The following is a 26,234-nucleotide window of genomic DNA, read 5'->3' as shown; positions in this document are numbered from 1 at the left end:
CGTGCCGCGGCCTGTTTGCGTGCTCGCGGCTGCTGCGCCGGCGCGCAGCGGCGCACCTGGCCTCTGACGTCTACCACGCCCTGTCGCTGGTCGCGCTGGCCGAGCTGGTTTTCAGCCTCTACCTGACCAGCCCGATGCCGGACACGGTCGTGTTCGTCTACGGTATCGCCATCGGTGGCCAGCTCATCGAGCTTCTCGCCGAGCGCGAGCCGCGCCGCGCGGACCTCGTGCGCCTCGCGTTCCTCGGTGCGACGGGGCTGACGATCAAGCTGTCGCTCGCGGGCCTGGCGGTAGCGACGCCGGCAGTGGCGCTGGCGTGGTGGACGTGGCGCTGCGGACGCAGCATCGCGACGACGATGCAGGCCGCGACGCTCGCGCTGCTGGCAGCACTCCCGCCCGCGCTGACGTGGATCTACCTCAACACGGTTTCCAGCGGATTTCCGTTCTATCCCGCCGCGCTGCTGCCGCTCGGCGTGGACTGGATCGCGCGCGTCGACGCGACGGCGTTCATCCAGGGGCCGATGGCGGTGGCTCCGATATCGATGGCCTTCCGCGATCCGGCCTGGTGGCACCAGCACCTGGAATCCCTCGGCTGGTTCCAGCCCGATGCGTTGCGACCCCTGGCCGCCGTGGCTTTCGGCTTCGCCGTGATGCTGGTCGGCCGATCGTGGACGTGGTGGACAGGGCGTCGCCCTCTGCTTCCGTTGCTGCTGCTGGCGGCGCCGCTGCTGGCGAGCTGGTTCTCGTTCACGAACACGCCGATGGTGCGTTACCAGGGCGCGGCGCTGTGGATCCTCGCGATCGACATGATCGTGCTCGCGCTGCCGGAGCCACGGGAGCGCGCTTCTTTGCTGCTGCGACTGCTCGTGGTCGCCACCGCTCTTGCCGGCGCCGCGTCGCCGGTGTGGCGCGGGATGCCGGCGTGGCTCGATCTGAAGGAATTCGAGAGCACCAGCCCTCCGGTCGTTCACGACGAGACGCTGCCGAGCGGGCTCGTCGTCAAGGTCCCGCAAAACCAGGTCTGCTGGTATGCGCCGCTGCCGTGCACGCCGGAACCGAACAAAGGCCTGAGGATGCGTGACCCCGGGGACCTGGGTGACGGCTTTTCGATCGACCCCCCGGCCAAGTGAGGACGGTGCATCGGCCCGAATCGCGGCGCTCCCCGCTGCGTCTTTCCACAATAGAGCCTGCAGAGGATGATTGTGGCGCACCTGCCTGCCCGTTCTTTGCGAAAATTGCTGAAAGCGGCGCTATTTAAGATATAATCGCAATGCGGGAACGGTAAATCTGAGTGTAGAATTGCCCGATGAACCAGGGTCCCATCCTCAAGAACGAAACAACGCCTGAGCAGCCCGGCTCCCGGCTGGCACTGCTGCGCGACCTCGAAAAGCGGGTGCTCTGGCTGGCGTGCTGGATGATCCACAACGCCAACCACATCCGGCCGAGGCGCGACGGCCTGAAGGTGGGCGGGCACCAGGCATCGTCGGCGTCGCTGACGACGCTGATGACGGCGCTGTGGTTCGACTGCCTGCGACCGGAGGACCGCGTGGCCGTCAAGCCCCACGCGAGCCCGTCCTACCACGCGATCCAGTACCTGCTCGGGCGCCAGGAGCGCGGCACCCTCGAGCGCTTCCGCGCCTACGGCGGCGCCCAGTCGTATCCTTCGCGCACCAAGGACGCCGACGACGTCGATTTTTCCACGGGCTCGGTCGGTCTCGGTGTCGCGATGACGAGCTTCGCGTCGCTGGTCCGCGATTACGTCCACACGCGCGGCATGGTCCCCGAAGCGACGAAACCCGGCCGCATGATCGCGCTGGTCGGCGACGCCGAGCTGGACGAGGGCAACGTCTTCGAGTGCCTGCTCGAAGGCTGGAAGCACGACGTGCGCGACCTGTGGTGGATCATCGACTACAACCGCCAGAGCCTCGATCTCGTGATCGAGGACCGCATGTTCCAGCGCATCGACGCGGTGTTCGAGAACATGGGCTGGCGCGTCGTGACGATGAAGTACGGGCGCCGCCTCGAGCAGGCCTTCGCGCGCCGCGGCGGCGACGCGCTGAGGAGCTGGATCGAGAGCTGTCCGAACTCGCTCTACTCGTCGCTGGTCTATCGCGGCGGCGGCGAGTTCCGCCAGCACCTGCAGCGCGATCTGGCAGGCACGTCGGGAATCCGCGAAATCCTCGACGAGCACGACGACCCGTCGCTGGCCGCGCTGATGACGAACCTCGGCGGCCACGACATGGAAACGATCCTCGACGCGTTCCACGCCGCGACCGACGACAGGCCAACCTGCTTCCTCGCGTACACGATCAAGGGCTACGGCCTGCCGTTCGCCGGTCACAAGGACAATCACGCAGGGCTGATGAGCCCCGAGCAGATGGAGAAATTCCGCGCATCGATGGGCGTGCGCGAAGGGCACGAGTGGGATCCCTGGGAAGGAACGCTGGGCGACGCGACCGCGCTCGAGCGCCTCGTTGCCGGTAGCGCCCTCTACCAGCATCCACCGCGGCGCCTGGAGGCGGCGCCGATCGCCGTCCCGGCCAAATTCCCCGCTCCGCACGCCGAATCGATGTCGACGCAGGAAGGTTTCGGCCGCATCCTCGGCGAGCTCGCGCGAACCGGCGGCGAGTTGGCCGACCACATCGTCACGACATCTCCCGACGTCGCCAGCTCGACGAACCTCGGCGCGTGGGTCAGTCGCCGCGGCGTCTTCGACCGTAAGCCCCAGCCCGACGCGTTCGTCGACGAAAATCTCGCGACGACGCAGCGCTGGGTTGCCTCACCGTCGGGACACCACATCGAGCTCGGCATCGCCGAGAACAACCTGTTCATTGCGCTCGCGGCGATGGGATTGTCGCACAGCCTGTTCGGCGCGCGCCTGCTGCCGGTCGGCACGGTCTACGATCCTTTCATCGCGCGCGGCCTCGATGCGTTGAACTACGCGTGCTACCAGGACGCGCGCTTCCTTCTCGTCGCGACACCCTCGGGTCTTGCGCTCGCGCCCGAAGGCGGGGCCCACCAGTCGGTGAGTACGCCGCTCATCGGGATTGGGCAGCCGGGCCTGCTGTCGTTCGAGCCTGCCTACGTCGACGAGCTCGCGACGATCCTGCGGTTCGCGTTCGAGTACATGCAGAAGCCCGACGGCTCCTCCGTGTACCTGCGCCTTTCGACGCGGCACCTGGCACAGCCGAAGCGCGAGATCGACGACGCGCTGGCCGGCGACATCGTCCACGGTGCCTACTGGCTGATTCCGCCGGCTGCCGGAAGCTCGCTTGCCGTCGTCGCCACCGGCGTCGTCACGGCCGAAGCGAGCCAGGCCGTCGAGATGATCCGGGAAGACATGCCCGAAGCCGGGCTGCTCGTCGTCACGTCCTCCGACCGCTGCCACGAGGAGTGGGTTGCGGCCTCGCACGCTCGTCGGGCGGGCGACAGGAACGCGCTGTGCCACCTCGAGCGGCAGCTTTCGGTGCTGGCGCCGGGCGCTTCGCTGGTCTCGGTGATCGACGGGCATCCGGCCGCGCTCAGCTGGCTCGGAGGCGTTGCCGACTACCGCATCGTGCCGCTCGGCAACGGGAAGTTCGGCCAGTCGGGCGACATTCCCGACCTGTTTCATCACTACGGCATCGACACGGACGCGATCGTCGATGCCGCTGCCCGCGCCGTGCTGGAGGCCCTGTCATGAAAGTCGAGGTGCGGATGCCGCGCCTGTCCGACTCGATGTCGGAAGGGTCGGTGACGGCGTGGTTCAAGAGCGAAGGCGAAGCGGTAGCCGAAGGCGAAGCGATTGCCGAGATCGAAACCGAGAAATCGACGGTAGACCTCCAGGCTCCGAAAGCCGGCGTGCTCGCGCGCATCGTCGTCGCGGCAGGGAGCGGCGCCGTTGCGGTAGACTCGGTGCTCGCAGAAATCGAGACCGACGCGCAGGCGGCGGCGCAGTCGAAACCGATTGGCGAAGCGTCGGCCGACGCTCCGCACGAAGTCGAGCAGAAGGGCGGCGAGAACGCTCAGGCCCAAGGCGGGAAGGACGCGGAGGAAGCCAAAGATACGACGGCTGCCAACACGGCGCCGCCTCGCGAGAAGGAAGCGGCCGCGTCGCGTGAGCAACAAGCGCCTGCGCCGAGTCAGCAACAAGCGCCCGCGCCGAGTCAGCCACAGGCGCCTGCGCCGAGTCAGCGACAGGCGCCCGCGCCGAGTGAGAGGGAAGCGGCGAAGCCGGAGCGTCCGGCGCGTGGCGACGAGAAAAAAGTCGAACCACGAAAACCGCCGCTGCTGCACGTCGCAAGGCCCGCGCGCGAGGCCGCAAGCGGTGACGACGACGCGGAGATTGCGGCCACTCCTCTTGCGCGCCGGATGGCCGCGCAGGCCGGCATCCCGCTCGCATCCCTTTCGGCGAGCGGGATCGGCGGCAAGATCTGCAAGGCTGACGTCGAGGCGGCAGTCGGTCGCACGTCTCCGCTCGCCCTGGTGAGCTCTCGTCCGGCCGCGCCGGGTGCGACGCCAACGCGAGCCGCCGCCGCACCCGCACCGATGTCGCGGGTGCGTAAGACGATTGCCGAGCGGATGACGCGCTCGAAGGCGACGATTCCTCATTTCTACCTGTCGTCGGACTGCCGCGTGGACCGGCTGCTCGACGTGCGCGAGAGGCTGAAGGCCGACGGCCTTTCGATCTCGGTCAACGACTTCGTCGTGCGCGCCGCTGCGATTGCGCTCGGGCGCGTTCCCGAGGCGAACGCTTCGTGGAGCGACGACGGCGGCATCATCCGCCACGATCGGATCGACATCGCCGTGGCGGTCGCCCTCGACGACGGCATGGTGACGCCGGTGGTGCGCGGCGCCGACGGACTCGGCCTTGCGGCGATCGGCGAGACGATTCGCGCGCTGGCCGCGCGCGCACGCGACGGCAAGCTCGCGCCCAGCGAGTACGACGGCGCAACATTCACGATCTCGAATCTCGGCATGCACGGCGTCGGCGAAATGTTCGCGATCATCAATCCTCCGCAGGCCTGCATCCTCGGAGTCGGAGCGGCCGAGCCTCGCGCGGTCGTCGAAAATGGAAACGTCGTCGCCGGCACCGTGATGACGCTGTCGGTATCCGCCGATCATCGCGTGCTCGACGGCACTACCGGTGCCAGGCTGCTGGCCGAAATCCGCCGCCTGCTCGAGGAGCCGGCGCGCATGCTGGTCTGAAGGGCGATGGCAGAAGGCGCTCAAAGCTTCGACGTCGTCGTGATCGGCGCGGGACCCGGCGGTTACGTCGCCGCGCTTCGCGCCGCCGCGCGTGGACTGTCGGCGGCCGTCGTCGAGCGTGACCGCCTCGGCGGCGTCTGCGCGAACCAGGGCTGCATTCCGACGAAGGCGCTGCTGCGCTCGGCCGAAGTGTTCGCGACGATGCGCGATGCCGCTTCGTTCGGCATCCGCGCAAGCGCCGTCGAGATCGATCTTGCGGCCATCGTCGATCGCGCGCGCAAGACCGCGTCGCGAATGGAAAAGACCGTCGAGGCCCTGCTGCGCGCGGCCAAGGTGCCGGTGCTGCGAGGAGACGCCACGCTCGACGGTCGTGGAAAAGTCCGCATCAAGGCCGCGGCAGGAGAAAGCGTCGTCTGTGCCCGTCACATCATCCTTGCCACCGGCGCGCGCGCGAAAGTGCCGCCCGGCATGGAAAGCGACGGCCGCGTCGTCTGGACTTATCCGGACGCGCTCGTCCCGCCCGCGCTGCCTGGTTCGCTCGCCGTCGTCGGCGCCGGTGCCATCGGCGTCGAGTTCGCGAGTTTCTTCCGCACTCTCGGATCCGAGGTCACGTTGATCGAGATGCAGCCGCGCATCCTGCCGCTGGAAGACGCCGACATCGGCGAGGCGATGCAGCGCGCGATGAAGAAGCAGGGCGTTCGAATCCTCACCGGCGCGACGGTTTCCGACGTCGCGAAGGAGCAGGATTCGGTGAGCCTCACGTTGACGATGGCCTCCGGCACCGAGGCGGTTCGCGCCGACAGGTTGCTGGTCGCCACCGGCATCGCGGCCAACGTCGAAGGCCTCGGGCTCGAGCAGACCCGCGTGCGCGTCGACCGCGGCCACGTCGTCGTCGACGAGTGGCTCGCGACCGGCGAGGAAGGGATCTACGCGATCGGCGACCTGACCGGACCGCCGTGGCTCGCACACAAGGCGAGTCGCGAAGCAGTCGTCTGCATCGACCGCATCGCCGGGGCCGCCGGTGCGAGACCGCTCATCGCGAGCCAGGTTCCTTCGTGCACCTACGCGCGGCCCCAGGCTGCGAGCGTCGGCCTCACCGAAGCGGCGGCGAAGCAGGCCGGACGCACGCTGAGGATCGGGCGCGCGACGTTCGTCGGAAACGGCAAGGCCCGTGCGCTCGGCGAGACCGACGGCTTCTGCAAGACGCTCTTCGATGCGACCACCGGCGAGCTCGTCGGTGCCCACCTGATCGGCCCCGAAGTAACCGAGTTGATCCCGGCCTTTGCACTCGCGCTGGCGGGGGAGCTGACCGAAGCGGAGATCCTCGCGACGGTGTTTCCCCACCCGACGCTGTCGGAGGTCATCGCCGAAGCCGTCGAAGCGGCGTTTCCAGTCCAACCTGCCGGTTTTTCAGAGAAAAAAGCGCCGCCGGCGCGCGAGTCGGGCAGCGCCGGAGGCGACGGGGATTGACAGCCGCCCCCCGCTGCCGTATTCCGAAATTGAACATCGTTTTCAGGATGGCGCCAAAGGGAGCCGAGCCTCCCCGTGCCGCCGAGGCGATCAAGGCTTTGCGATGGTGACCCCGCTCTCCAATCTTCCGCTTCGCAGTCGCGCGAAGGTGCTTCGCGTCGGCGGCCAGCCCGGCTTTCGCCGCCGCCTGATGGAATTCGGCCTGGTGCCGGGCACGCCGGTCGAAGTCGTGCGCGTGGCTCCCCTCGGAGATCCGATCCAGCTCCTGGTGCGCGGCTGCCGCCTCTCGATCCGCGTCGCGGAGGCCGCCGAAGTCACGGTGTTTTCCGGAGAGCCGACCGACGTGCTGTCGCCCGAGCCGGCGCACGCGAGTGTTGCGGCCTGCTCCGGCTGCAGGTCGTGAGCGCGACCGGCGCAGCGGTTTCCTGTCACGACGACGCGTCGCCGGTCCTTCGCAACAGCGACGCTGCTCCGCTCGTCGCCGTTGTCGGCAATCCGAACACCGGCAAGACCACCCTGTTCAACAGGCTGACGGGTCAGCGGGCCCGCGTCGGCAATTACCCGGGCATCACGATCGACCGGCGAAGCGGCCGCGCGCGCTTTGCGCAACGTGACGGAGCGTCGCTCGATGCCGAGGTCTTCGACGTTCCCGGCTGCTACTCGCTGTCGGCACGCTCGGCCGAGGAACAGATCGCCATCGACGCGCTGCTCGGATGGAACGGCAACCCGAAGCCCGACCTCGCGCTGATCGTCGCCGACGCCACGCAGCTCGTGCGCAACCTTTACCTCGTGCTGCAGATCCTCGAGCTCGGCGTGCCTGCGGTCGTCGCGCTCAACCTGATCGACGAGGCGGGTTCATCGCTGCCGGACGCAAAGGCGCTGTCGTTGCTGCTCGGGATCCCGTGCATCCCCACTTCCGCTCGAACCGGTCAGGGCATGGCCGAACTGCAGGCGGCCGTTGCCGATGCACTGGCGTCGCCCCGCACTCCGCCGCGTCCGGCCATTCCGTATCCGCAGGCGGTCCTTGCTTGCGCCGACCGCATCGCGACGGAGCTTCCTCGGCAGTGGCTCGATGCGCTTTCTCCCTTCCCAAGTATTGCCCCAGGTATTGCCGCAGGTGTTGCGTCGGGCGTTGCCGCGAGCGCAGGCGCAAAGCAGGCGCTGGCGCTGTGGGCACTGACGAGCATCCACGGGGACGACGAGCTGGAGGCCGTTCCGCACGGGCTGCGCGAGAAACTGAAAGAGGAGAGAGCTGCGGCGCGAGGTCGTGATCTCGACGGGGAAATCATCGGCGCGCGCTACGCGTTCCTCGACGCCCACGTTCCTTCGCTGTACGCGCCGTCGAGCACCGCGGTGCTGACCGAGCGTATCGACTCGGTGCTGCTGCACCCGGTCTGGGGCTTCGCGACGTTTCTCCTCGTGATGCTGGTGGTGTTCCAGGCGTTGTTCGCGTGGGCCGACCCCGCGATCTCGCTCGTCGAGCGCGTCTTCGATGCGACCGGAAGCTGGCTGTCGGCGGTGCTTCCGGCGGGTATCCTCACCGACCTGGTCGTGCAGGGCATCGTCGGCGGCGTCGGAAACGTGCTCGTGTTCCTTCCGCAGATCCTGCTGCTGTTCCTGATGCTCGGCGTGCTCGAAGACTCCGGATATCTCGCTCGGGTGGCGTACCTCATGGATCGCGTGATGCGGTCGGTGGGCCTGCACGGCCGCGCCTTCGTGCCGATGCTGTCGGGATTTTCGTGCGCGATTCCGGCGGTCCTTGCCACGCGCACGATGGAAAGCCGCCGCGACCGGCTGCTGACGATGATGGTGATCCCGCTGATGACCTGCTCGGCGCGGCTGCCGGTCTACACGCTGGTGATCGCCGCGCTGTATCCTCCGTCGAAAGTTTTTGGCTTCGTGCCGGTGCAGGGCCTGCTGATGGTCGCGATGTACGTGTTCAGCACGCTGACGGCGCTTGGTGCGGCTGCGGTGCTCGGTCGCACCGTGCTGCGCGGCCCGCGGGTGCCGCTGATCCTCGAGCTGCCGCCGTACCGCATGCCGATGCTGACGAGCGTTCTGCAGCTCATGTGGATGCGCTCGCGGTTATTCCTGACCGAGGCCGGCAGCGTGATCCTGTGGTGCACGATCGGCCTGTGGGTGCTGCTGTCGTTCCCGAAGCTGCCCGAGCCGCCGCCCGGTGCTCCCGCCGCTGCGCACGCGCAGTGGCAGGCCGATTCGCTGGCGAACAGCGCCGGCGGACGCATGGGCAAGGCGCTGGAGCCGGCCATCGCCCCGCTCGGTTTCGACTGGAAGATCGGCGTCGGCATCGTCGGTGCATTCGCGGCGCGCGAAGTGTTCGTCTCGACGATGGGCGTGATCTACGGAGTGGACGACGCAGGCGGCGGGAAGAAGGGCGGCGAGGGAAGCGTGGCGTTGCGGGACCGCATGCGCGCCGACACGCATCCCGACGGCAGGCCGGTCTACAGCCCGCTGGTAGGGCTGTCGCTGATGGTGTTCTTCGCGCTGGCCTGCCAGTGCATGAGCACCCTGGCGGTGGTCCGCAGGGAAACGGGCGGCTGGGCGTGGCCGGCGTTCCTGTTCGGCTACATGACGGCGCTGGCGTGGACGGCAAGCTTCGCCGTCTTCCAGCTCGGCCGCCTCGCCGGCTTTGCCTGAGCGGGCGAGCGGACGCGGCCTTTTCGCTACCGCCTTCCCGCGATAGGACAACCGCCATGTGCGGAATCGTCGCGATCCTGTCCGACGGCGAGCCTGTCGACGCCGGCAGTGTGGAGCGAGCCACACGCGCGCTGCACCACCGCGGCCCGGACGCCAGGCACTGCTGGATCGACGAGGAAGCCAGGATCGGGCTCGGTCATGCGCGGCTGAGCATCATCGATCTCTCCACCGGCGACCAGCCGCTTGCCAACGAGGACGCGACCATCCACGCGGTCGTCAACGGCGAGCTCTACGATTTCGAACGCATCCGGCGCGAGCTCGAAGACAAGGGACACCGCTTCGCGACGCGCAGCGACAGCGAGATCCTGCTGCACCTGTACGAGGACCTCGGCCTGGGGTGCATGGAGCACCTGCGCGGCGAGTTCGCGTTCGTGCTGTGGGACTCGCGCCGGCGCATCCTCGTTGCCGGTCGCGACCGCTTCGGCATCAAGCCGCTGTTTTACGCGCAGCGCGGCGGCAAGCTGCTGTTCGCGTCCGAGGCCAAGGCGCTCTTCGCGGCCGGAGTGCCCGCGCGCTGGGACCATGAGTCGTTCTTCGATGCGAACAGCCTCGTCGTTCCGCGCCAGGACCGCACGCTGTTCGCGTCGGTGCGCCAGGTGCCGCCGGGGCACCTGCTCGTCGCAAGCGGCAGTCGCGTGGAAATCCAGCGCTACTGGGACTTCGATTATCCGCTTGCCGACGCCGTCGACGAGCGCAGCGACGCGGAATGCGCCGAGCTGCTGCGCGATGCGCTCGACGAGGCTGTCCGGCTTCGCCTGCGCGCCGACGTACCGGTGGGCTGCTACCTGAGCGGCGGCATCGACTCCTGCGCCGTGCTCGGCCTGGCGAGCCGGCATCGAATCAAACCGATCCGGACCTTTACGCTGCGCTTCGACCGCGCCGAATACGACGAAGGGCCGATTGCGCGCGAGATGGCCGACAAGGTCGGCGCCGAATTCCAGCCGATTGCGCTGGCCCAGGCCGATCTCGCGGAGCATTTTGCCGACGCGATCTGGCACGGCGAAACGCTGTGCCTCAACGCCCACGGCGTGGCCAAGTTCGTGCTGAGCCGCGCGGTGCGCGAAGCCGGATACAAGGTCGTCCTGACGGGCGAAGGCTCCGACGAGATTCTCGGCGGCTATCCGCCGTTTCGCCGTGACATGCTGCTCTACGACAGCGCCGGACAGGAGCCGCAGGTCGTCGCGCGCCTTCTTGCCGAGCTCGACAGCGCCAATCCGCTGAGCCACGGCCTGCTGCTGCCCGACGGCAACTCGCTTCCTGCCGGGCGCGTCAAAACCGCGCTCGGATTCGTGCCGTCCTGGATGGAGGCTTACGGCAGCACCGGCCGCAAGATGCACGCGCTGTTCTCCGACCAGTACCTGCGCCTGATGGCCGGTCGTGATTCTTTCGGCGGCCTCATCGACCACATCGACGTCGCGGGGCAGCTCGCCGGACGCTCTCCGGTGCACCAGTCGCTGTACCTCTGGGCCAAGACGCAGCTGGTGAACTACGTGCTGACGATGCTCGGCGACCGCATGGAAATGGCGCATTCGGTCGAGGGCCGCGTACCTTTCCTCGACCATCACGTCGTCGAGCTGGTGCGCAGCCTGCCGGTGCGCCAGAAGATCCGCGGCACCGTCGAAAAATACGTGCTTCGCGAAGCGGCCAGGCCGGTGCTGACCGAAACCGTCTACGCTCGCCACAAGCATCCGTTCACGAGCCCGCCGGTGGCGCTAGCGCCGGACGGCAAGCTGCACGAGCTGCTGCAGGAGACGCTGAGGGGCCAAGCGCTCGAATCGCTGCCTTTCTACGACCGCGGCAAGGTCGTCGGCCTGCTCGACCGCCTGCCCGCGATGAGCGTCGCCGAGCGCACCGCCATCGATCCGGCGCTGATGATGCTGCTCAGTGCCTGCACGATCCAGCAGCGTTTCCGCCCGTCGGCGTAGCGCCGCAACTTGCCGTCGCAGCATGTCGAAGATCAAAGACGCGACTGTCGCCCCGATGCCGTCTTTCCAGCGTCACGTCCGCACCGTCCGGCTTCTGGTCCTGCTCCTGGCCGGGGTCTATTTCGCGTATTTCTCGCTCTACACGTGCATCTCCCACGACCGCTTCAAGACCTACGCCTTTGATCTTGGCACGTTCGACCAGGGCGTCTGGCTGGCCGGGCACGGCACGGACTACTTCGTCACGGTGCGCGGCCTCCACCTGCTCGGCGACCACGTCCGTTTGTTCTCCTTCGTGCTCGCGCCGCTGTACTGGATCTGGGACGACGCTCGCGCGCTGCTCGTCATGCAGACCCTGTTCATCGCCGCCGGGGCCTGGTTCGTCATGCGCATCTCGCTTCGCGAGGTGCCGCAGCGCCCGTGGCTCGCGCTGGTGCTCGCCGCCGGCTACCTGCTGAACCCTGCAGTCCAGAACCTGAACCTCGACCACGCGCACCCCGACGCGTTTGCGCAGACGTTCCTGCTGGCGGCGATCGACGCTCTGCGCGGAGGCCGCCTCGCCGTCTTCTGGATCGCCTCGGCACTGGCGATGTCGTGCAAGGAGGACGTGCCGCTGGTCTTCATCGGCGTCGGCCTCGTGCTCCTGCTCGACGCGCGGCGCCGGCGCACCGGCTTCGTGCTGGCGACGGTTGCGACGCTCTATTTCGCGCTCTGCGTGTGGGTGATCCTGCCGCACTTCAACGGAATGGGATTCTTCCGGTTCAAGACCGGAGGGTTCCTTTCGAGCCTCGGCTACCACTCGAAAGACCCGGCATGGATCACGTCGAAATTCCTGCAGCACGAGAACGGCATCTACCTGCTTCAGGTCGGGCTGGCGCAGCTTTACCTGTTCGTGCTGGCGCCGCTGTGGCTGATTCCGGCGACTGCGCCCCTGGTGGCCAATCTTCTGTCCGACGCGCAGTACATGCGCGACCTCTCGTACCACTACCAGGCGACGATCCTGCCGTTCCTGATCGTCGCCACGGTCGACGCCGTCGCGAAATGGCAGCGGCCGAAGACGGCACCTTCTTTGTCGCAGGACCCCGGCGGCGTTGCGGCGACGCCGCGCTTTTTTCTCGCCCGTGCGCCGCTGCCCGAGCTCGCGCTACTGGCGGCCGCGGTGGCCTCCAACATCTGGCTGAGCAAGGTGCCGCTCAATCGCCTCCAGGTGCTTCCGGAGGCGTGGGAGATGCTGAAGTCGGACGACAGGATCGCGCAGGCCAACCGGCTGCTCGCGCGGATCCCGAAGGACGCGGTGGTCGCCGCGGACTACTCGCTTGTTCCGCATCTCAGCCACCGCCGCTATATCTACATGTTCCCGAACCCTTTCGAGGAAAGTAACTGGGGCATCCACGGCGAGAAGCAGGCCAACCCGGACACCGTCGAATACGTGGCGTCGCGGGACGTGCCGGGACGCGAGCCGGTGATGCAGATCCTCGGCAACCTCGGCGACCAGATGCGCTTCGAGCGCATCGCCACTGCCGGCAGCATCCAGCTGTACCGCCGCGTCAACCACGTGCCGCCGGCCGCCAATGCCACGTGCGGGGACTGGAACGGCGACGGCATCATCTCGAACGAGGATCTTCGCTGGATCGCGTTCGCGATCATGAAGAAGAAGCCGTGCCCGATCTGGGTCTGCGACATCGACGGCGACCGTCAGATCCGCTATGCGGACGTCCTGCGACTCGGTCATTACCTGCAGGATCCGCAGACCGCGCTGCTCTGCCCTACGCAGGACGGCAGCAAATAGCCGGCTGCGGCCTGGGCTGGTCGACTGGCCGGCGCCGCTCGCATATGGATCGAGCGTTCGCGCCGGTGCGACGGCGTGCGCAGCCGCCACAACGGCAACGCGCTGCAGGAGGATGACGTGCTCTCGAAATTCGACGACTATCCGATCCACCAGACACCCGAGCCCGTCGCGCATCCGGCCTCCAGCGACCGCAACGTCTACGATCGCTACTGGTTCAACGGTTATGCCGCAGACGGGGATTTTTACTTCGGCATCGGCATGGGGCTGTACCCGCACCGCGGCATTCTCGACTGCGGATTCTCGATCGCAAGAGACGGGGAGCAGCATTCGTTCCATGCCTCGCGCCGCGCTCCCGAGGATCCTTCCGACACGACCGTCGGACCGTTCTCGATCCAGATCGTCGAGCCGATGAAAAGAGTGCGCGTCGTCATCGCTCCGAACGACACCGGGATCGAAGTCGACCTCATGTTCTCGGCGCGCACGGCCTGCGTCGAAGAGGGGCGCCAGACGCGACGCATCGGGCAGCGCATCTTCATGGATGCGACGCGCTTCGCGCAGTACGGGCGCTGGGAAGGAACCGTGCGCTACGCGGGCCGCACGCTGGCGATCGAGCGCGAGCGCGTGTTCGGCACGAAGGACCGCTCGTGGGGAATCCGTCCGGTCGGCCCGCCGGAAATGGACGGCGCGCCGCGGCTGGAAATGCCGCAGTTCTTCTTCCTGTGGGCGCCGATCCACTGGAAACGCTACTGCACGCACTTTGCGACGTTCGAGGAGAGCGACGGGACGCCGTGGCACCAGGACGGCGCGTTCGTGCCGGCTTACGAGACTCCCGACGACGTTCCCGGAGTCAACGACGCCGGCATCCGATACATGGCTCGCGTCGAGCATCGTCTCCAGTACGAGCCGGGCACGAGGCGCGCGCGTCATGCCGACCTCGCGCTGGTCGGCCGCGACGGCAGCCGTCACGAAATTTCACTGGAACCGCTGCTGACCTTCCACATGAAGGGAATCGGCTACCAGCACCCCGAGTGGGGCCACGGCCGCTGGAAAGGCGAGATGGCGATCACCGGCGAATCCTGGGACTCTGCCGACCTCGATCCTCTCGCGTTCGACAACCTGCACACGCAGCAGGTCGTGCGCGCCCGGATGGGCGACGAGGAAGGAGTCGGCGTGCTCGAGCAGATCGCGATCGGCCCGCACTCGGCATCGGGACTGACGGGGTTTCTCGACGGCGCGCAGTAGCGGCGATTCTCAGTGGCGGCCGAGATGACGCAGCCTTGCCATCAGGACGCCGACCGATAGAAAGCTCGCGATGACGATGGCCTCGACGAGCCCCGCGACAGCGCGGCCCGCGTGCTCGCCGAGCCACCACGCAAGCGGCGGCATCACGATGACGTAGGCGAGAACGTGGCTCGCCGTCGGCAGCCAGTTGTCGCCGCGGGCCCGCAGCGCTGCGGCGACGACCACCTGGCCCCCGTCAGGCACGAGCACCAGCGCAGCCATCGGCATGAGCGACGCAAGCAGCAACGCGAGCGCCGGATCGGAAGTCATCGCCGAGGATATCGGACGGCTCGCCAGCAGCAGCACCGCAGCAGCGACGAGCATGACGCTGCTGTTGAGCGCAAGGCCGGTCCAGCCGATGCGACCGGTCTCGTCGAGATTCCTCGCGCCCCACGCTTCGGCAACCAGCACGGCGGTAGCCGCGGACACTCCAAGCGAGAACATGAACACGAGCGCGAGCATGTTGAGCAGCAACTGGTAAGCCGCGATGGACTGGGCGCCGATGCGGCCGGCGATGATCGTCAGCGACGAGAACGCGCCTGCCTCGGCGAGCTGGCTGACGGCCGCCGCTGCACCGACTCGCAGCAGCGCGCGATAGCTCGGAGCGTTTGGTGCACGCCGCGTGACGGAGTGCGAACGTCCCGCAGTCGAGAAGACGATCCACGCGGCGAGCGAAACAAAGAGAAACAGCCTGCCGCCTACCGTCGCCCACGCCGATCCGCACGCACCGAGCCGCGGGACCAGCAGCAGGTTCAGCGCGAGGTTCACGACGTTGGCGGTCCAGATCACGACGGTGCCGGCGACCGGCCTCTGCACGGCTTCGACGAAGAACGCGCAGCAGACGTACGCAAGGTGCAGCCCGAGGCTGAGACCGAGAATACGCGAAACGGCGGCGCTGGCAGTCGCAAGGGCGGGATCGATGCCGACCGCATCGAGCAGCGGCTCGACCAGCACGGCGAGCAACGCGGCGCCGACGATGCCGGCCGCCGCCGCGAGCACCAGCCCTCGTCTCCACACCGCACCTGCATCGTCCGGCCTTCCTTCGCCGATCGCGCGCGCGACCAGCACCTGCACGCCCAGCAGCAGACCGATACCCGTGACCAGCAATACCCCCGTCGGCGCCCAGCCGAGCGCCAGCAGCGGAAGCTGATCGGGCGCGAGCTGCCCGACGACGACGGTGTCGGTGATGCCCATGCCCATGATCCCGAGTCGGGCCAGCGCGACCGGCGCAGCAAGGCGGCCCAGGCGGCGCGCGAGCGGGTACACGGGCCGGTGGTGCGCGGAGGACATCCGGCCAGCATCGTCCAGGCGACGCAGGAAGGGGACCGCCAACCGGACGATCGGTATGCGCGGCCTTTCGTCGGTGCCGGGCCCCCGCTACACCTGCGGCGTTCGCGTTGTCTTCGGGGGTTCGATGCCAGCTCTGGTTCCGGCTCCGCCGCTTCCCACACGTGTGTTTGCGCCCGATCTGCTCGCCGGAAAGACCGCGCTCGTCACCGGCGCAGCCGGAGGAATCGGTCGTGCAATCGCGCGCAACCTTGCCGATGCCGGTGCCGACCTGCTGCTGGCCGCGCGCAACGTCGAGCGCCTCGACGACGTGGCGACAGAAATTCGCGCGGCAACGTCGCGGCGCGTCGAGACCGCGCACGTCGACATCCGCAGTCGCGAGACGGTCGAAGCGCTGGCCGTGCGCGCGAGCGGGCTGTTCGGTCGCATCGACATCCTCGTCAACAACGCCGGCGGCCAGTTCGCGCAGCCGGCACGCGACTACAAACCGAAAGGCTGGAACGCCGTCATCGACACGAACCTCACCGGCACCTGGAACATGACGCAGGTGTTCGGGGTTCCGATGCTCGAGGCAGGCGGCGGCTCGATCGTCAACGTGATCGCCGTCGTCGGTCGCGGTTTTCCCGGCATCGCCCACACGAGCGCAGCGCGTGCGGGCGTTCTAGAGCTGTCGCGTACGCTGGCATTCGAATGGGGGCCGAACGTGCGCATCAACTGCGTCGCTCCCGGCCCGGTCCGCACCGAAGCGTTCGAGAACACCTACCATCCCGAGATCATGAAGCTCTGCGAGGGCATTCCGATCCCGCGCTTCGGCCGCCCGGAAGAAGTGGCCTACGCCGTCACGTTCCTCGCCTCGCCGGCAGCATCGTGGATCACCGGCGAAGTCTTCTTCGTCGCCGGCGGACAGCAGGTGTACGGGCGCAACCAGGCCATGTTCGACGAAGCGTTCGGGAGGGAGAGTTGAGCAGCGCCCCGATGGAGCTCGTCGCCCTCGACGCCGATGTCTACGCTTGCCTGCAGCCGGATCGCGGCTTCGGCTGGAGTAATTCGGGCCTGGTCGCACGCGGCGGCGGCCTCGTCGTCGACACGCTGTGGGACCTGCCGCGCACGCGCGCGATGCTCGATCTGTACGCGAGCGTTCATCCGTCGCCGCCGGGGCGCGTCGTCAACACGCACCACAACGGCGACCACTGCTGGGGCAACCAGCTCTGCACCGGCGCCGAGCTGATCGGCCATCGCCTCTGCGCCGAGGCGATGCTGAGCGACGTTTCTCCCGAACAGCTGCGCCAGCTCTGCGAAATGCACGAGAGCCCGGACGGGCTGGAGCGGTTCACGAAGGCGCTGGCGGATTACGATTTTCGCGGCATCCGGCTCACGCCACCGACCACGCTTTTCGATGACACGCTGACGCTGGACCTGGACGGACTGCGCGCCGAGCTGATCTACGTTGGGCCGGCGCACACTCCCGGCGACATCGTCGTGCATCTTCCCGAGCGCTCGATTCTCTTCGGCGGCGACGTGCTGTGGAACCGCTGCACGCCGGTCGGATGGGAAGGCACGTACGCGCAGTGGTATGCCGCGCTCGACCGCGTCATTGCGCTGGCGCCTGCGATCGTCGTGCCGGGCCATGGACCGGTGACCGACACCGACGGCGTGCGCGAGCTCAAGCGCTATTTCCAGTACGTCGAGGCCGAATCGCGTCGCTTCTTCGATGCCGGCGCGAGCGAGGTGGATGCGGCAACCCGCATCGACCTTGGCCCTTTCGCCGGGTGGAACGAGCCCGAGCGCGTGATCTTCAACGTACGCCGCGCTTACCGCGAGCTTCGCGGCGAGCCGTGGGACGCACGCTTCGATGCTTTCGAAGTGCTGCGCGAGATGGCGACGCTGGCCGACCTTTTCGAGTCGCGCCGCCGCAACGCGCGCTGATCACGCTGTTGCCGCGACCCCGAAGGGCGGCAAGGCGCGAGCGGCGAACGGCTACATCCACGCGCCCCATCGAAGGGAGCTCAGTCCGCGGCGTCCGCCGCACTCTTCTCGACCGTTACGCGAATCGACTTGTACGCCGGGGTGCGGCTCCCCTGCGCGAAATCCTCGAGCGCGACCAGCGGATTGGCTTCCGGGAAATACGCAGCGAGGCAGCGCCGCGGGATTTCGTGCCGGGCGACCCGGAAACGGCGGATGCGCCGCTCGATGCCGCCAAAAACGCTGACGACGTCGATGCGGTCTCCGGCCGCCAGGCCCGCAGCCTCGATGTCTTCGCGGTTCATGAACACGACATCGCGCTCTCCGGTGATGCCGCGGTACACGTCGTCGAGCCCGTAAACCGTCGTGTTGAACTGGTCGTGGCTGCGGATCGTCATCAGCAGGAATTCGCCGTCGCCGAGGCGGATCCCGGCGAGGGCGTTGACCGTCAGGTGCGCGCGGCCGTCTCCGGTCGCGAAGCGCCGGTCCCTGGCCGTATTCGGCAACCGGAAGCCGCCCGGCCGGCGAACCCTGTGGTTGAAATCGTCGAAGCCGGCGATGACGTGTTCGATCGAGTCACGGATGCGGTCGTAATCGGCAGCCATCTCTTCCCACGCTACCGCGCTCTTCGGGCCGAGCGTCGCGCGCGCGAGACCGGCCACGATCGCCACTTCACTTCGTTGCTGCAGGGAGGCCGGCGCCAGCGTGCCTTCGGAGCGGTGCACCATGCTCATCGAGTCTTCGACGGTGACGAACTGCCGCTTGCCGTCCTGCACGTCGCGATCGGTGCGCCCGAGCGCGGGCAGGATGATCGACTCGGCGCCGGGAACGACGTGGGAACGGTTGAGCCGCGTCGACACGTGCACCGTCATTTCGCAGAGGCCGAGAGCTTCGGCGGCGCGTGCGGAATCGGGCGCAGCAGCTGCGAAGTTCCCACCCATCGCGAAAAAAACCTTGACCCGGCCTTCGCGCATGGCACCGAGCGCGGCAACGGTGTCGAGGCCCTGCTGTCGTGGCGACGCAATGCCGAACTCCGCATCGAGGCGATCGAGGAACTCGGGCATCGGGTACGGCCAGATGCCCATCGTGCGGTCGCCCTGCACATTGCTGTGTCCTCGCACGGGACAAACGCCGGCGCCGGGCCGGCCGATGTTTCCGCGCAGCAGAAGCAGGTTCGTGATCTCGCGCACGTTCGCGACACCGTGGCGGTGCTGGGTCAGTCCCATTGCCCAGCACGCGATGACGCTACCGGCATGGATGTAGATGGCAGCGGCCTGCTTCATTTCCGCGCGGCGGATGCCGCTTTCGGCCTCGAGCTCTTCCCACGAGGCCGCTGCGACGTGCTCGCGAAGCGCTTCGAGGCCGCTGGTGTGCGCGTCGAGGAATGCATGGTCGAGCACCGTGCCCGGCGCTGCATCCTCGGCCTCGAACACGTGCTTGATGATCCCCTTGAGCAGCGCGATGTCGCCGCCGATGCGCACCTGCAGGTACAGGTCCGTCAACTCGGTGCTGCGCCCGAGAAGATCCAGCGGCCGCTGCGGATTCGAGAAGCGCACGAGACCGAGCTCGCGAAGCGGGTTGATGCTGACGATCTTGGCGCCACGTTCCTTCGCACGCTGCAGCGTCGTCAGCATGCGCGGGTGATTGGTGCCGGGATTCTGTCCGAGGATGAAGATCGCGTCGGCTTCGTCGAAGTCGTCGAGGCTGACGGTTCCCTTGCCGACGCCGAGCACTTCTCCGAGCCCGGTGCCGCTGGATTCGTGGCACATGTTCGAGCAGTCTGGAAGATTGTTGGTGCCGAGCGCCCGCGCGAAGAGCTGGTAAAGGAACGCCGCCTCGTTGCTCGTGCGCCCGGACGTGTAGAAGACCGCTTCGTCCGGCGACGCGAGGCTGCGTAGCTTGCCGCCGATCCTCGCGAGCGCATCTTCCCAGGAAATCGCGACGTAGCGGTCGCTTCCCGGCGCCATCCACACGGGCTCGACGAGGCGGCCCTGCGCCTCGAGCCAGCGGTCCTCGTGGCTGCGAAGCCCGGTGACCGTGTGCGAAGCGAAGAACTCCGCGTCGACGCTTCCCGCTCCCGCTTCGTGTGCGACCGCTTTTGCTCCGTTCTCGCAGAACTCGGCGAAGGAGCGGTCGCCCGGCTCCGGCCACGCGCAGCCGGGGCAATCGAAGCCGCCGTCCTGATTGATGCGAGCGAGCAGCCTGGCCGTGCGAAGCGCCCCCGTCGCGCTCGTCGTGCGCGCGAGCGTACGAAGCACGGCTCCGAGTCCGGCCGCGGCGCGGCCCGAATCGTCGCTCATGCCAGCACTCGCGCCTGGTTCGCGTAGACGTTCATCGTCTGGCCGCGCAGGAACCCGACGAGCGCAATGCCGGAAGCCTCGGCCAGTTCGATTGCCAGCGACGACGGAGCCGAAACCGCGGCAACGACAGGGACGCGCGCGGCCAGCGCCTTCTGCACGATCTCGAAGGAAATGCGGCCCGACACCATCAGCGCGTGGCGCGACAACGGAAGAAGACCGTGCGCGGCCGCCCAGCCGACGACCTTGTCGACGGCGTTGTGGCGGCCGATGTCCTCGCGCACCACCAGCAGGTTGCCGCTGCGGTCGAAAAGGCCGGCGGCGTGTAGCCCGCCGGTCGCACGAAAACCCTCCTGCATCGATGCGAGCTTTGCGGGAAACGCGCGGATCGTCGCCGCATCGAGGGCGAAAGCGTCATCGGCGAGGGGCGGCGCGGTGGCGAGCGCGTTCTCGATCGTCGCCTTGCCGCAGATCCCGCAGCTGCTGCTCGCGTACAGGTTGCGACGCAGCGCAGCCAGGTCGACCTCGACTTCCGCTGCGACCAGGATGCGCACCACGTTGTCTTCGGCCTCGGCCGACCGGGCGGTCGAGCAGTGGCGGACCGACAGGATCTGCGAAGCGGAGGCGACGATTCGTTCGGTGATCGCAAAGCCGCGCACCAGCTCTTCGTCGTGGCCGGGCGTCCTCATGACGACGGCAAGGGAGGCAGGGCCGAGCTGGATCTCCAGCGGCTCCTCGCGCGCGACGACGTCGCTCGACGACAGGGACCGCCCCGGTGCGATCGCGCGCCGCAGCGCGCTGCGCGTGGAAACGTCGTCGCCCTCCGGTTGAGGGATCGCGGGATCGATCATTCCTGCCTTCATCGCTTCGACGGCTCTTCGACGCGCAACGGTAGCAGAAATTGCGCGGCAGCCGGGCATTTTCGCGCTCGCGCCGTCAGCCGAATATGCGCCCGAGAATCATCACCTCTCCGACGATCGAGGCGGCAAACGCCAGGGTGCGCAGATACGGGATGCCGACGATGTAGATCCCCGCGTGCGCTACGCGGGCGACGAAGAAGATCTGCGCTCCGAGCGCAGTGGTCGCGTTGGCCTTGCCCGAAACGTGCGCAACGAGCACGAGCACGGCGAACGGCGCGAGGTTTTCGACGAGATTCGCATGGGCGCGGCGCGTGCGGGCAACCCACTCCGGCACCGCCAGGGGCGTATCGCGGTTGCCGAATCCCCACTGCATGCCGCCGGGAACCCCGTTCAGCCCGACGACGCTGACGCTGGGAATCAGCAGGCAGAGCAGGGAAGTGTAGACGAGCATCCACAGGTCGACGGTCATGGCAGGCCTCCTTTTGGTCCTTTCCGGCAGCGCCCCTCTGCCATCCTCGACGCACAGAGCACGCGCGGCCGGGCTTCGTCAAGCGCCGCGTCCCGAGGGACCGCCCGCGAGCTTCACGAGTTGTGCAGCCCGCCGCTTTCGGGAAGCCGGATTCGGAGCTAGGCTCCGCCGACTTTCGGCCAAGAGGTGCGCCAAAAAATGCGCCAGGAAATACGCGAAGAGGTGCGCGAACAGGTGATCGAGAAATGAGCGAGGACGGCGGTCGCATCGGGCGCCCGGTCGTAGAGGAGCTGGACGCGATTCTCGGGGTTCCCCTGAAGGTGCTCGACGACGGGTTCGTGCGCGTCGTCGATTACATGGGAAGCGACGAGTCGATCGTGCAGGCAGCGCGAGTCTCCTACGGGCGCGGCACCCGCAAGCTGCTCGAGGATCGAGGGCTGGTGCGCTATCTGATGCGGCACTGGCACACGACGCCGTTCGAGATGTGCGAGATCAAGATGCACGTGCGCGTGCCGATGGACTGCTGGCGCCAGTGGATCCGGCACAGGACTTCGTCGGTCAACGAGTACAGCACGCGCTACTCGATCGCGATCGACGCTGCGCAGCGCACGCGCGACGACCAGTGGCGCGCCCAGTCGTCCGACAATCGCCAGGGCAGTACCGGCAGCCTCGATTCCGTCCAGGGAACCATGCTGAGCGCGCGCGAGGCCGAGCTGCAGGATTTTGCGCGCCAGGTCTACCAGGAGCGCCTCGACCTCGGGGTAGCGCGCGAGCAGGCGCGCAAGGACCTGCCTCTTTCCACGTACACCGAGGCGTACTGGAAAGTGGACCTGCACAACCTGCTGCACTTCCTTCGCCTTCGCATGGACGCGCACGCACAGCAGGAGATCCGCGACTACGCCGCCGTGATCGGCGAGCAGGTCGTCGCCAAATGGTGCCCCGTCGCGTGGGAAGCGTTCAAGGACTACCAGTTCCACTCGGTGGCGCTGACGCGGCTGGAACAGATGGTGATTCGCGCGGCCTCGTCCGGCGATCGCAGCGCGGCACTCGAGCAGGCGAAAAAGTTCGGATGGCTCGAGCGCGGCGAAAAAGGCCTCAAGGCGAACCGCGAGCGGGCCGAGTGCGAAGCCAAGCTCACCGATCTCGGTCTCGCAATTCCCTGGAGAGATTGAGCAGCCGTCATCGGCTCCGCGGCGGCGCGTCCAGTCCGGCTGCGAATTCTTTCAGCGCCGCAGCGTACGTTTTCGAATCGAGATCGTAGGCGTCGTTGTGGCCGCCGGTCAGCTCGACGAAGCGTTTCGGCCCCGCCGCTGCAGCGTGCAGCGCGCGACCCTGCGCGATCGGGATCAGGTCGTCGCCACGACCGTGAAAAACCAGCAGCGGAACGTCGATGCGGCCCATGCGGGCGAGGCTCGGATAGCCGAGCCGCACGACGCTGCGGATGCCGGGAACCCGGAGCACCGAAGCAACGACGTCGGCAATCGACGTGAACGTAGACTCGAGCACCAGGGCGCCGACCGGACGCTCGAGCGCGAGCCACGTCGCGACGCCTCCGCCGAGCGAGCGACCGACGACGACGATGCGGGAGGGATCGACGCCGCGATTTTCCTTTAGCCAGCACCACGCGCTGTCGGCGTCGAGATACGTCCCTTCTTCGCTCGGACGCCCGCCGCTTCGGCCGTAACCGCGATAGTCGACGATCAGCGTGTTCCATCCGAGCTCGTGGAAAGGCCGGGCGACCGGCAGCCAGAACGACACGTTGCCCGCGTTGCCGTGAAGGAACAGCGCCGTTCTCGCCGTGGCACGGGCCGGGGGACTTACCGGCAGCCACCACGCGTGCAGCGTGACGCCGTCGCGGGTCTTCAGCGAGACGTCTTCGTACTCGAGGCCGTAGTCGTCGGGGCTCGCGATGGACCGGCGGATCGGAAAGTACAGGAACCTTCTCTGCAGCGATGCCAACATCCGTCGGTAAACGCGATCAGGCCCCGGCCGTCACGATCCACATCGCGCCGGCCATCTTCACGCCGTCGGGGCCCTGGAACGGTTCGAGCGAAAGCCGCACCTCGCGTGCCACCGCAGCGCGCACGTCGGCCGACTGCTGGGCCAGTGCCCTTGCGAGAGGCCCCAGCTCGAGCACGAAGCGCACCGTTTCGTCGAGCTCGAGACGCCCGCCGATCGAAAGTTCGGCGTCGAGGCCGCCAGTGGCGATGTCGCGGAATCCGGCGCGCTCCAGGATCGACTGCACCCGCGCAGCATCGGCCAGCGCGAAAGGACCCGGCGCGTCGGGCGAGGCCGGCGCGTCGAACGTGACGTGCTTCATCGCCGCCATCATCGGCAGCGCCATCCACGGATTGCGGTGCAGGGCCTGCCAGCACAGGAACGCCATGCGCCCCGACGGCTTGAGCGTTCCGTGCAGGTTCGTGAACGCGGCGACCGGATCGTCAAAGAACATCACGCCGAATCGCGAGAACACGAGGTCGTACCCGGGCCGGAAGCGGTGGCTCTGGGCGTCGGCCGCGACGAATTCCGTCTGCGCGAGCGATTCGCGCGCGGCGCGCTCGCGTGCCAGATGGAGCATCGGCCTGGAGATGTCGACGCCGGTGACTTTTCCGCGGGGTCCGACGCGGCGGGCGAGCTCGAGACTCGTCGAGCCGCAGCCGCAGCCGACGTCGATGACCATTTCGCCCGCGCGCACACCGGACGCGTCGATGGCCTGGCGTCCCACCGGATCGAGCTGCTCGTCGAGAAGCGCCTGCTCGCGTACCCAGCGCGGTCCGCCGACATCGTTCCAGAACGCGATCTGTTCAGCGTTGGCGCCGCCGGACTCCGACTCGGTCGTCATTTTCGTTCTCCACCAGGCGCGCTCTTACTCGCGAAGAGTGCCAGGCGCTCCTGCTCGGGAAGAGCGCGAGGCGCGCTCCTGCTCGGGAGAGCGCCAGGCGCTCCTGCTCGGTAAGAGGCCCCGTCCTGCCTTGTGCCAAGGCTGATTGTCGTCTACGTTCCGATGCGGCAAGTCGCCCGGCCCGGCCGGGTCGCGCCGCCCGTCGCAATCTTCCCGAAGGAGTCCTCCCATGTCCATGCCTGCCGGAATCGGCGTCATCGACCTCATGCTCGAGCTGCCCACCGACGATCGTGGCACCTGGTACGATTTCATGAAGCCGCTGCTGATGGATCAGGAGAGCCGCGAGCTGTTCAAGATGCCGGCCGAGTACATGTTCAAGGCCATTCCCACCGTGCGCGACTCGGAGGACTACATGGGTATCGCGCTCGACGAGATGGACAAGTACGGGATCGAAAAGGCGATGATCAGCGTGCGCTTCGGCAACCCTCTCGGGGCACGTGCGCTGAAGGAGCATCCGTCGCGATTCATCCCCAGCTTCGCCGTCAACCCGAACCTCGGCATGGAAGGGGTGCGCGAGCTGCGACGCGCGGTGGAGCAGTTCGGGGTGAAGGCCGCCACGGCGTTCCCGGCCGGCTGCGCTCCCCAGGTGCCGATCAACGACAAGAAGTTCTTCCCGATCTATGCCGCCTGCGTCGACCTCGACATCCCGATTTTCGTCTGTGCGGGAGTGCCCGGGCCGCGCGTGCCGATGATGTGCCAGGACGTCGCGCTGATCGACGAGGTTTGCTGGTTTTTCCCCGAGCTGCGCTTCGTGACGCGCCACGGCTGCGAGCCGTGGACGGACCTGATGGTCAAGCTGATGCTCAAGTATCCGAACCTCTACTACTCGACGAGCGCCTTCGCGCCCAAGCACTACCCGAAGAACATCGTCGATTTCGCCAACACGCGCGGCGCCGACAAGATCCTGTATGCCGGCTATTTCCCGATGGGGCTGAGCCTGGAGCGGATTTTCGGCGACATGCCGTCGGTTCCGTTCCGCGACCACGTATGGCCGAAGTTCCTGCGCGAGAACGCGATGCGCGTGCTCAAGCTCTGACCGCTGCCGCGGCGATTTTCCGGATGCTGCAAAAAATGTAGCGCTACGGTTTTTGTAGCGCCCTCGGATTCGCTCAGGCGTTCGCGCCGGCGAGGTCGCGAAGTAGCGTGCGGCCTGCATCGTCGTGCGCCGTCACCGGAACGATCCCGGCCTCATCGGCGCCGGCCCGCGCGTACTCGGCAAGCCGGCTGCGCAGCGCATCGCCGGATCCGATCGCGCCGACCGCCTGGACGAGCTCGCGCGGCATCGCGCGCAGGAGATCGCGAGGATGGGTGCCGCTGCGGGCCTGCTCGACGATGCTTCCGAACCCGGCATCGATGAACATCTCGCCGTAGCCTTTCGGTGCAAGATAGACGACGAGCTGCCGTGCGAGCTGCTCCCACGCCGCCGGCGTGGGAGCGATCGCGGCGGGCAGCCAGACGGCCAGCGGCGGGGCGGGCTTTCCCGCCGCGGCGGCTGCAGCCGCGATCCGCTGCTTGACGCGCGCCACCTGGGTGGTCGTCACGAGGTTGACGACGACGCGGTCGGCGACAGTGGCGGCAAGATCGAGCATCTTCGTGCCGAACGCGGCGACGGTGATCGTCGAGTGTGCGGCGCGCGCCGTCATGCGGAACCCGCGCGTGCGCACGTGCCTGCCGTCGAACGAGGATTTCTCGCCGGCGAGCATGGGCTTCAGCGCGGCGACCGTCTCGCGCATTCGCTCGACTGCACCATCGAAGCTGCGGCCGTGCCAGTCGCGGACGACGACCGGGGTGGAAGCGCCAAGCGCGAGGTCGGCGCGGCGACCGCCGAGCTCGCTCACCGACGTGATTCCGAGTGCCAGCGACGCGGCAGTCCTCACTGCGATTGCCAGGGGACCGACGACGACGCGAAGCTGCTCAGTCTCGCGGACGATTGCCGCCGCGAGCGCGAAGGCATCGAACGTCATCATCTCGCCGATCCACAGCTCTTCGAAGCCCGCAGCCGCCGCGCTGCGGGCAATGTCGACGGCCTCGAGCGCAGGACGGTCGAGCCAGTACGGAAGAACGACGGACACCTTCACGCAGGCGGCATT

The 26,234-nt window shown here is 67.7% G+C and carries 20 protein-coding genes; 13 read left to right on the top strand and 7 right to left on the bottom strand.

All coding sequences use genetic code 11. From position 1 onward, the window contains the following. The 9 genes from VGK20_04285 to VGK20_04245 form a co-directional block, all read left to right on the top strand. Positions 1-1,130: hypothetical protein (locus tag VGK20_04285; protein HEY2773255.1), on the top strand; the 1,130-nt coding region annotated here is incomplete at its 5' end. A gap of 176 nt (positions 1,131-1,306) precedes the next feature. Beyond that, the gene (locus tag VGK20_04280; protein HEY2773254.1) at positions 1,307-3,682 is read left to right on the top strand and encodes a transketolase; all 2,376 of its coding nucleotides are present in this window, start codon (positions 1,307-1,309) and stop codon (positions 3,680-3,682) included. After that, the gene (locus VGK20_04275) at positions 3,679-5,187 is read left to right on the top strand and encodes a dihydrolipoamide acetyltransferase family protein (GenBank protein ID HEY2773253.1); all 1,509 of its coding nucleotides are present in this window, start codon (positions 3,679-3,681) and stop codon (positions 5,185-5,187) included. Before VGK20_04280 ends, VGK20_04275 begins: the two co-directional genes overlap by 4 nt. A gap of 6 nt (positions 5,188-5,193) precedes the next feature. Next, entirely contained in the window at positions 5,194-6,657 is a 1,464-nt protein-coding gene (gene lpdA, locus VGK20_04270) for a dihydrolipoyl dehydrogenase (GenBank protein ID HEY2773252.1), read from the top strand. A 103-nt stretch (positions 6,658-6,760) separates the two neighbouring features. Continuing rightward, positions 6,761-7,060 carry a FeoA family protein gene (locus VGK20_04265; GenBank protein HEY2773251.1) on the top strand — a complete coding sequence of 100 codons (300 nt, stop codon included), beginning with the start codon at positions 6,761-6,763 and terminating at the stop codon, positions 7,058-7,060. Further along, positions 7,057-9,315, top strand: a complete 2,259-nt coding sequence (gene feoB / locus VGK20_04260; GenBank protein HEY2773250.1) for a ferrous iron transport protein B — start codon at positions 7,057-7,059, stop codon at positions 9,313-9,315. Before VGK20_04265 ends, feoB begins: the two co-directional genes overlap by 4 nt. A 56-nt stretch (positions 9,316-9,371) precedes the next feature. Beyond that, positions 9,372-11,300 carry an asparagine synthase (glutamine-hydrolyzing) gene (gene asnB / locus VGK20_04255; GenBank protein ID HEY2773249.1) on the top strand — a complete coding sequence of 643 codons (1,929 nt, stop codon included), beginning with the start codon at positions 9,372-9,374 and terminating at the stop codon, positions 11,298-11,300. Between the two features lie 22 nt (positions 11,301-11,322). Continuing rightward, positions 11,323-13,086: a DUF2079 domain-containing protein gene (locus VGK20_04250; GenBank protein ID HEY2773248.1), complete on the top strand. Its 1,764-nt coding sequence runs from the start codon at positions 11,323-11,325 to the stop codon at positions 13,084-13,086. A 75-nt stretch (positions 13,087-13,161) separates the two neighbouring features. Next, positions 13,162-14,328: a hypothetical protein gene (locus tag VGK20_04245; protein ID HEY2773247.1), complete on the top strand. Its 1,167-nt coding sequence runs from the start codon at positions 13,162-13,164 to the stop codon at positions 14,326-14,328. A 9-nt stretch (positions 14,329-14,337) separates the two neighbouring features. On the opposite strand, the gene VGK20_04240 is transcribed toward VGK20_04245, so the two are convergent. Continuing rightward, positions 14,338-15,657 carry an MATE family efflux transporter gene (locus tag VGK20_04240; protein ID HEY2773246.1) on the bottom strand — a complete coding sequence of 440 codons (1,320 nt, stop codon included), beginning with the start codon at positions 15,655-15,657 and terminating at the stop codon, positions 14,338-14,340. Positions 15,658-15,781: 124 nt separating this feature from the next. On the opposite strand from VGK20_04240, the gene VGK20_04235 reads away from it, so the two are divergent. Both VGK20_04235 and VGK20_04230 read left to right on the top strand, forming a co-directional pair. Further along, the gene (locus VGK20_04235) at positions 15,782-16,618 is read left to right on the top strand and encodes an SDR family oxidoreductase (protein HEY2773245.1); all 837 of its coding nucleotides are present in this window, start codon (positions 15,782-15,784) and stop codon (positions 16,616-16,618) included. After that, complete coding sequence (locus VGK20_04230; GenBank protein HEY2773244.1) at positions 16,615-17,580, top strand: MBL fold metallo-hydrolase; 966 nt, start codon at positions 16,615-16,617, stop codon at positions 17,578-17,580. The genes VGK20_04235 and VGK20_04230 overlap by 4 nt, the downstream gene beginning before the upstream one ends. Positions 17,581-17,660: 80 nt before the next feature. Here VGK20_04230 and VGK20_04225 read toward each other — a convergent pair whose 3' ends face one another. The 3 genes from VGK20_04225 to VGK20_04215 form a co-directional block, all read right to left on the bottom strand. Beyond that, on the bottom strand, positions 17,661-19,916 hold the full coding sequence (locus tag VGK20_04225) for an FdhF/YdeP family oxidoreductase (protein ID HEY2773243.1): 2,256 nt from the start codon (positions 19,914-19,916) through the stop codon (positions 17,661-17,663). After that, positions 19,913-20,776, bottom strand: coding sequence for a formate dehydrogenase accessory sulfurtransferase FdhD (gene fdhD / locus VGK20_04220; protein HEY2773242.1), 864 nt, complete (start codon positions 20,774-20,776; stop codon positions 19,913-19,915). The genes VGK20_04225 and fdhD overlap by 4 nt, the downstream gene beginning before the upstream one ends. 73 nt (positions 20,777-20,849) lie before the next feature. Then, positions 20,850-21,242 carry an MAPEG family protein gene (locus VGK20_04215; GenBank protein ID HEY2773241.1) on the bottom strand — a complete coding sequence of 131 codons (393 nt, stop codon included), beginning with the start codon at positions 21,240-21,242 and terminating at the stop codon, positions 20,850-20,852. A 245-nt stretch (positions 21,243-21,487) separates the two neighbouring features. Here VGK20_04215 and thyX point away from each other — a divergent pair, with 245 nt between their 5' ends. Further along, a complete protein-coding gene (gene thyX, locus VGK20_04210) occupies positions 21,488-22,414 on the top strand; it encodes an FAD-dependent thymidylate synthase (GenBank protein ID HEY2773240.1) in 927 nt (308 codons plus the stop codon). Positions 22,415-22,421: 7 nt separating this feature from the next. Here thyX and VGK20_04205 read toward each other — a convergent pair whose 3' ends face one another. Both VGK20_04205 and VGK20_04200 read right to left on the bottom strand, forming a co-directional pair. After that, the gene (locus VGK20_04205; GenBank protein ID HEY2773239.1) at positions 22,422-23,204 is read right to left on the bottom strand and encodes an alpha/beta hydrolase; all 783 of its coding nucleotides are present in this window, start codon (positions 23,202-23,204) and stop codon (positions 22,422-22,424) included. A 16-nt stretch (positions 23,205-23,220) separates the two neighbouring features. Then, positions 23,221-24,084, bottom strand: a complete 864-nt coding sequence (locus tag VGK20_04200; protein HEY2773238.1) for a class I SAM-dependent methyltransferase — start codon at positions 24,082-24,084, stop codon at positions 23,221-23,223. A 229-nt stretch (positions 24,085-24,313) separates the two neighbouring features. Between VGK20_04200 and VGK20_04195 the strand changes: the two genes are divergently transcribed. Then, positions 24,314-25,180: an amidohydrolase family protein gene (locus tag VGK20_04195; GenBank protein ID HEY2773237.1), complete on the top strand. Its 867-nt coding sequence runs from the start codon at positions 24,314-24,316 to the stop codon at positions 25,178-25,180. A 73-nt stretch (positions 25,181-25,253) separates the two neighbouring features. On the opposite strand, the gene VGK20_04190 is transcribed toward VGK20_04195, so the two are convergent. Continuing rightward, on the bottom strand, positions 25,254-26,222 hold the full coding sequence (locus VGK20_04190; GenBank protein HEY2773236.1) for an LLM class F420-dependent oxidoreductase: 969 nt from the start codon (positions 26,220-26,222) through the stop codon (positions 25,254-25,256). Positions 26,223-26,234: the final 12 nt, after the last annotated feature.

Source organism: Candidatus Binatia bacterium, from assembly GCA_036493895.1.
Classification (GTDB): domain Bacteria; phylum Desulfobacterota; class Binatia; order UBA1149; family CAITLU01; genus DATNBU01.
This window is presented reverse-complemented; position numbering and strand designations above follow the sequence as displayed.

Excerpts from the sequence above, each read along its gene's own strand:
- VGK20_04205 (HEY2773239.1), bottom strand. The coding sequence starts at position 23,204 with ATGTTGGCATCGCTGCAGAGAAGGTTCCTGTACTTTCCGATCCGCCGG.
- thyX (HEY2773240.1), top strand. The coding sequence starts at position 21,488 with ATGAGCGAGGACGGCGGTCGCATCGGGCGCCCGGTCGTAGAGGAGCTG.
- VGK20_04215 (HEY2773241.1), bottom strand. The coding sequence starts at position 21,242 with ATGACCGTCGACCTGTGGATGCTCGTCTACACTTCCCTGCTCTGCCTG.
- lpdA (HEY2773252.1), top strand. The coding sequence starts at position 5,194 with ATGGCAGAAGGCGCTCAAAGCTTCGACGTCGTCGTGATCGGCGCGGGA.
- VGK20_04250 (HEY2773248.1), top strand. The coding sequence starts at position 11,323 with ATGTCGAAGATCAAAGACGCGACTGTCGCCCCGATGCCGTCTTTCCAG.
- VGK20_04195 (HEY2773237.1), top strand. The coding sequence starts at position 24,314 with ATGTCCATGCCTGCCGGAATCGGCGTCATCGACCTCATGCTCGAGCTG.
- VGK20_04265 (HEY2773251.1), top strand. The coding sequence starts at position 6,761 with ATGGTGACCCCGCTCTCCAATCTTCCGCTTCGCAGTCGCGCGAAGGTG.
- fdhD (HEY2773242.1), bottom strand. The coding sequence starts at position 20,776 with ATGAAGGCAGGAATGATCGATCCCGCGATCCCTCAACCGGAGGGCGAC.
- VGK20_04225 (HEY2773243.1), bottom strand. The coding sequence starts at position 19,916 with ATGAGCGACGATTCGGGCCGCGCCGCGGCCGGACTCGGAGCCGTGCTT.
- VGK20_04200 (HEY2773238.1), bottom strand. The coding sequence starts at position 24,084 with ATGACGACCGAGTCGGAGTCCGGCGGCGCCAACGCTGAACAGATCGCG.
- asnB (HEY2773249.1), top strand. The coding sequence starts at position 9,372 with ATGTGCGGAATCGTCGCGATCCTGTCCGACGGCGAGCCTGTCGACGCC.
- VGK20_04235 (HEY2773245.1), top strand. The coding sequence starts at position 15,782 with ATGCCAGCTCTGGTTCCGGCTCCGCCGCTTCCCACACGTGTGTTTGCG.
- VGK20_04280 (HEY2773254.1), top strand. The coding sequence starts at position 1,307 with ATGAACCAGGGTCCCATCCTCAAGAACGAAACAACGCCTGAGCAGCCC.
- VGK20_04240 (HEY2773246.1), bottom strand. The coding sequence starts at position 15,657 with ATGTCCTCCGCGCACCACCGGCCCGTGTACCCGCTCGCGCGCCGCCTG.
- VGK20_04275 (HEY2773253.1), top strand. The coding sequence starts at position 3,679 with ATGAAAGTCGAGGTGCGGATGCCGCGCCTGTCCGACTCGATGTCGGAA.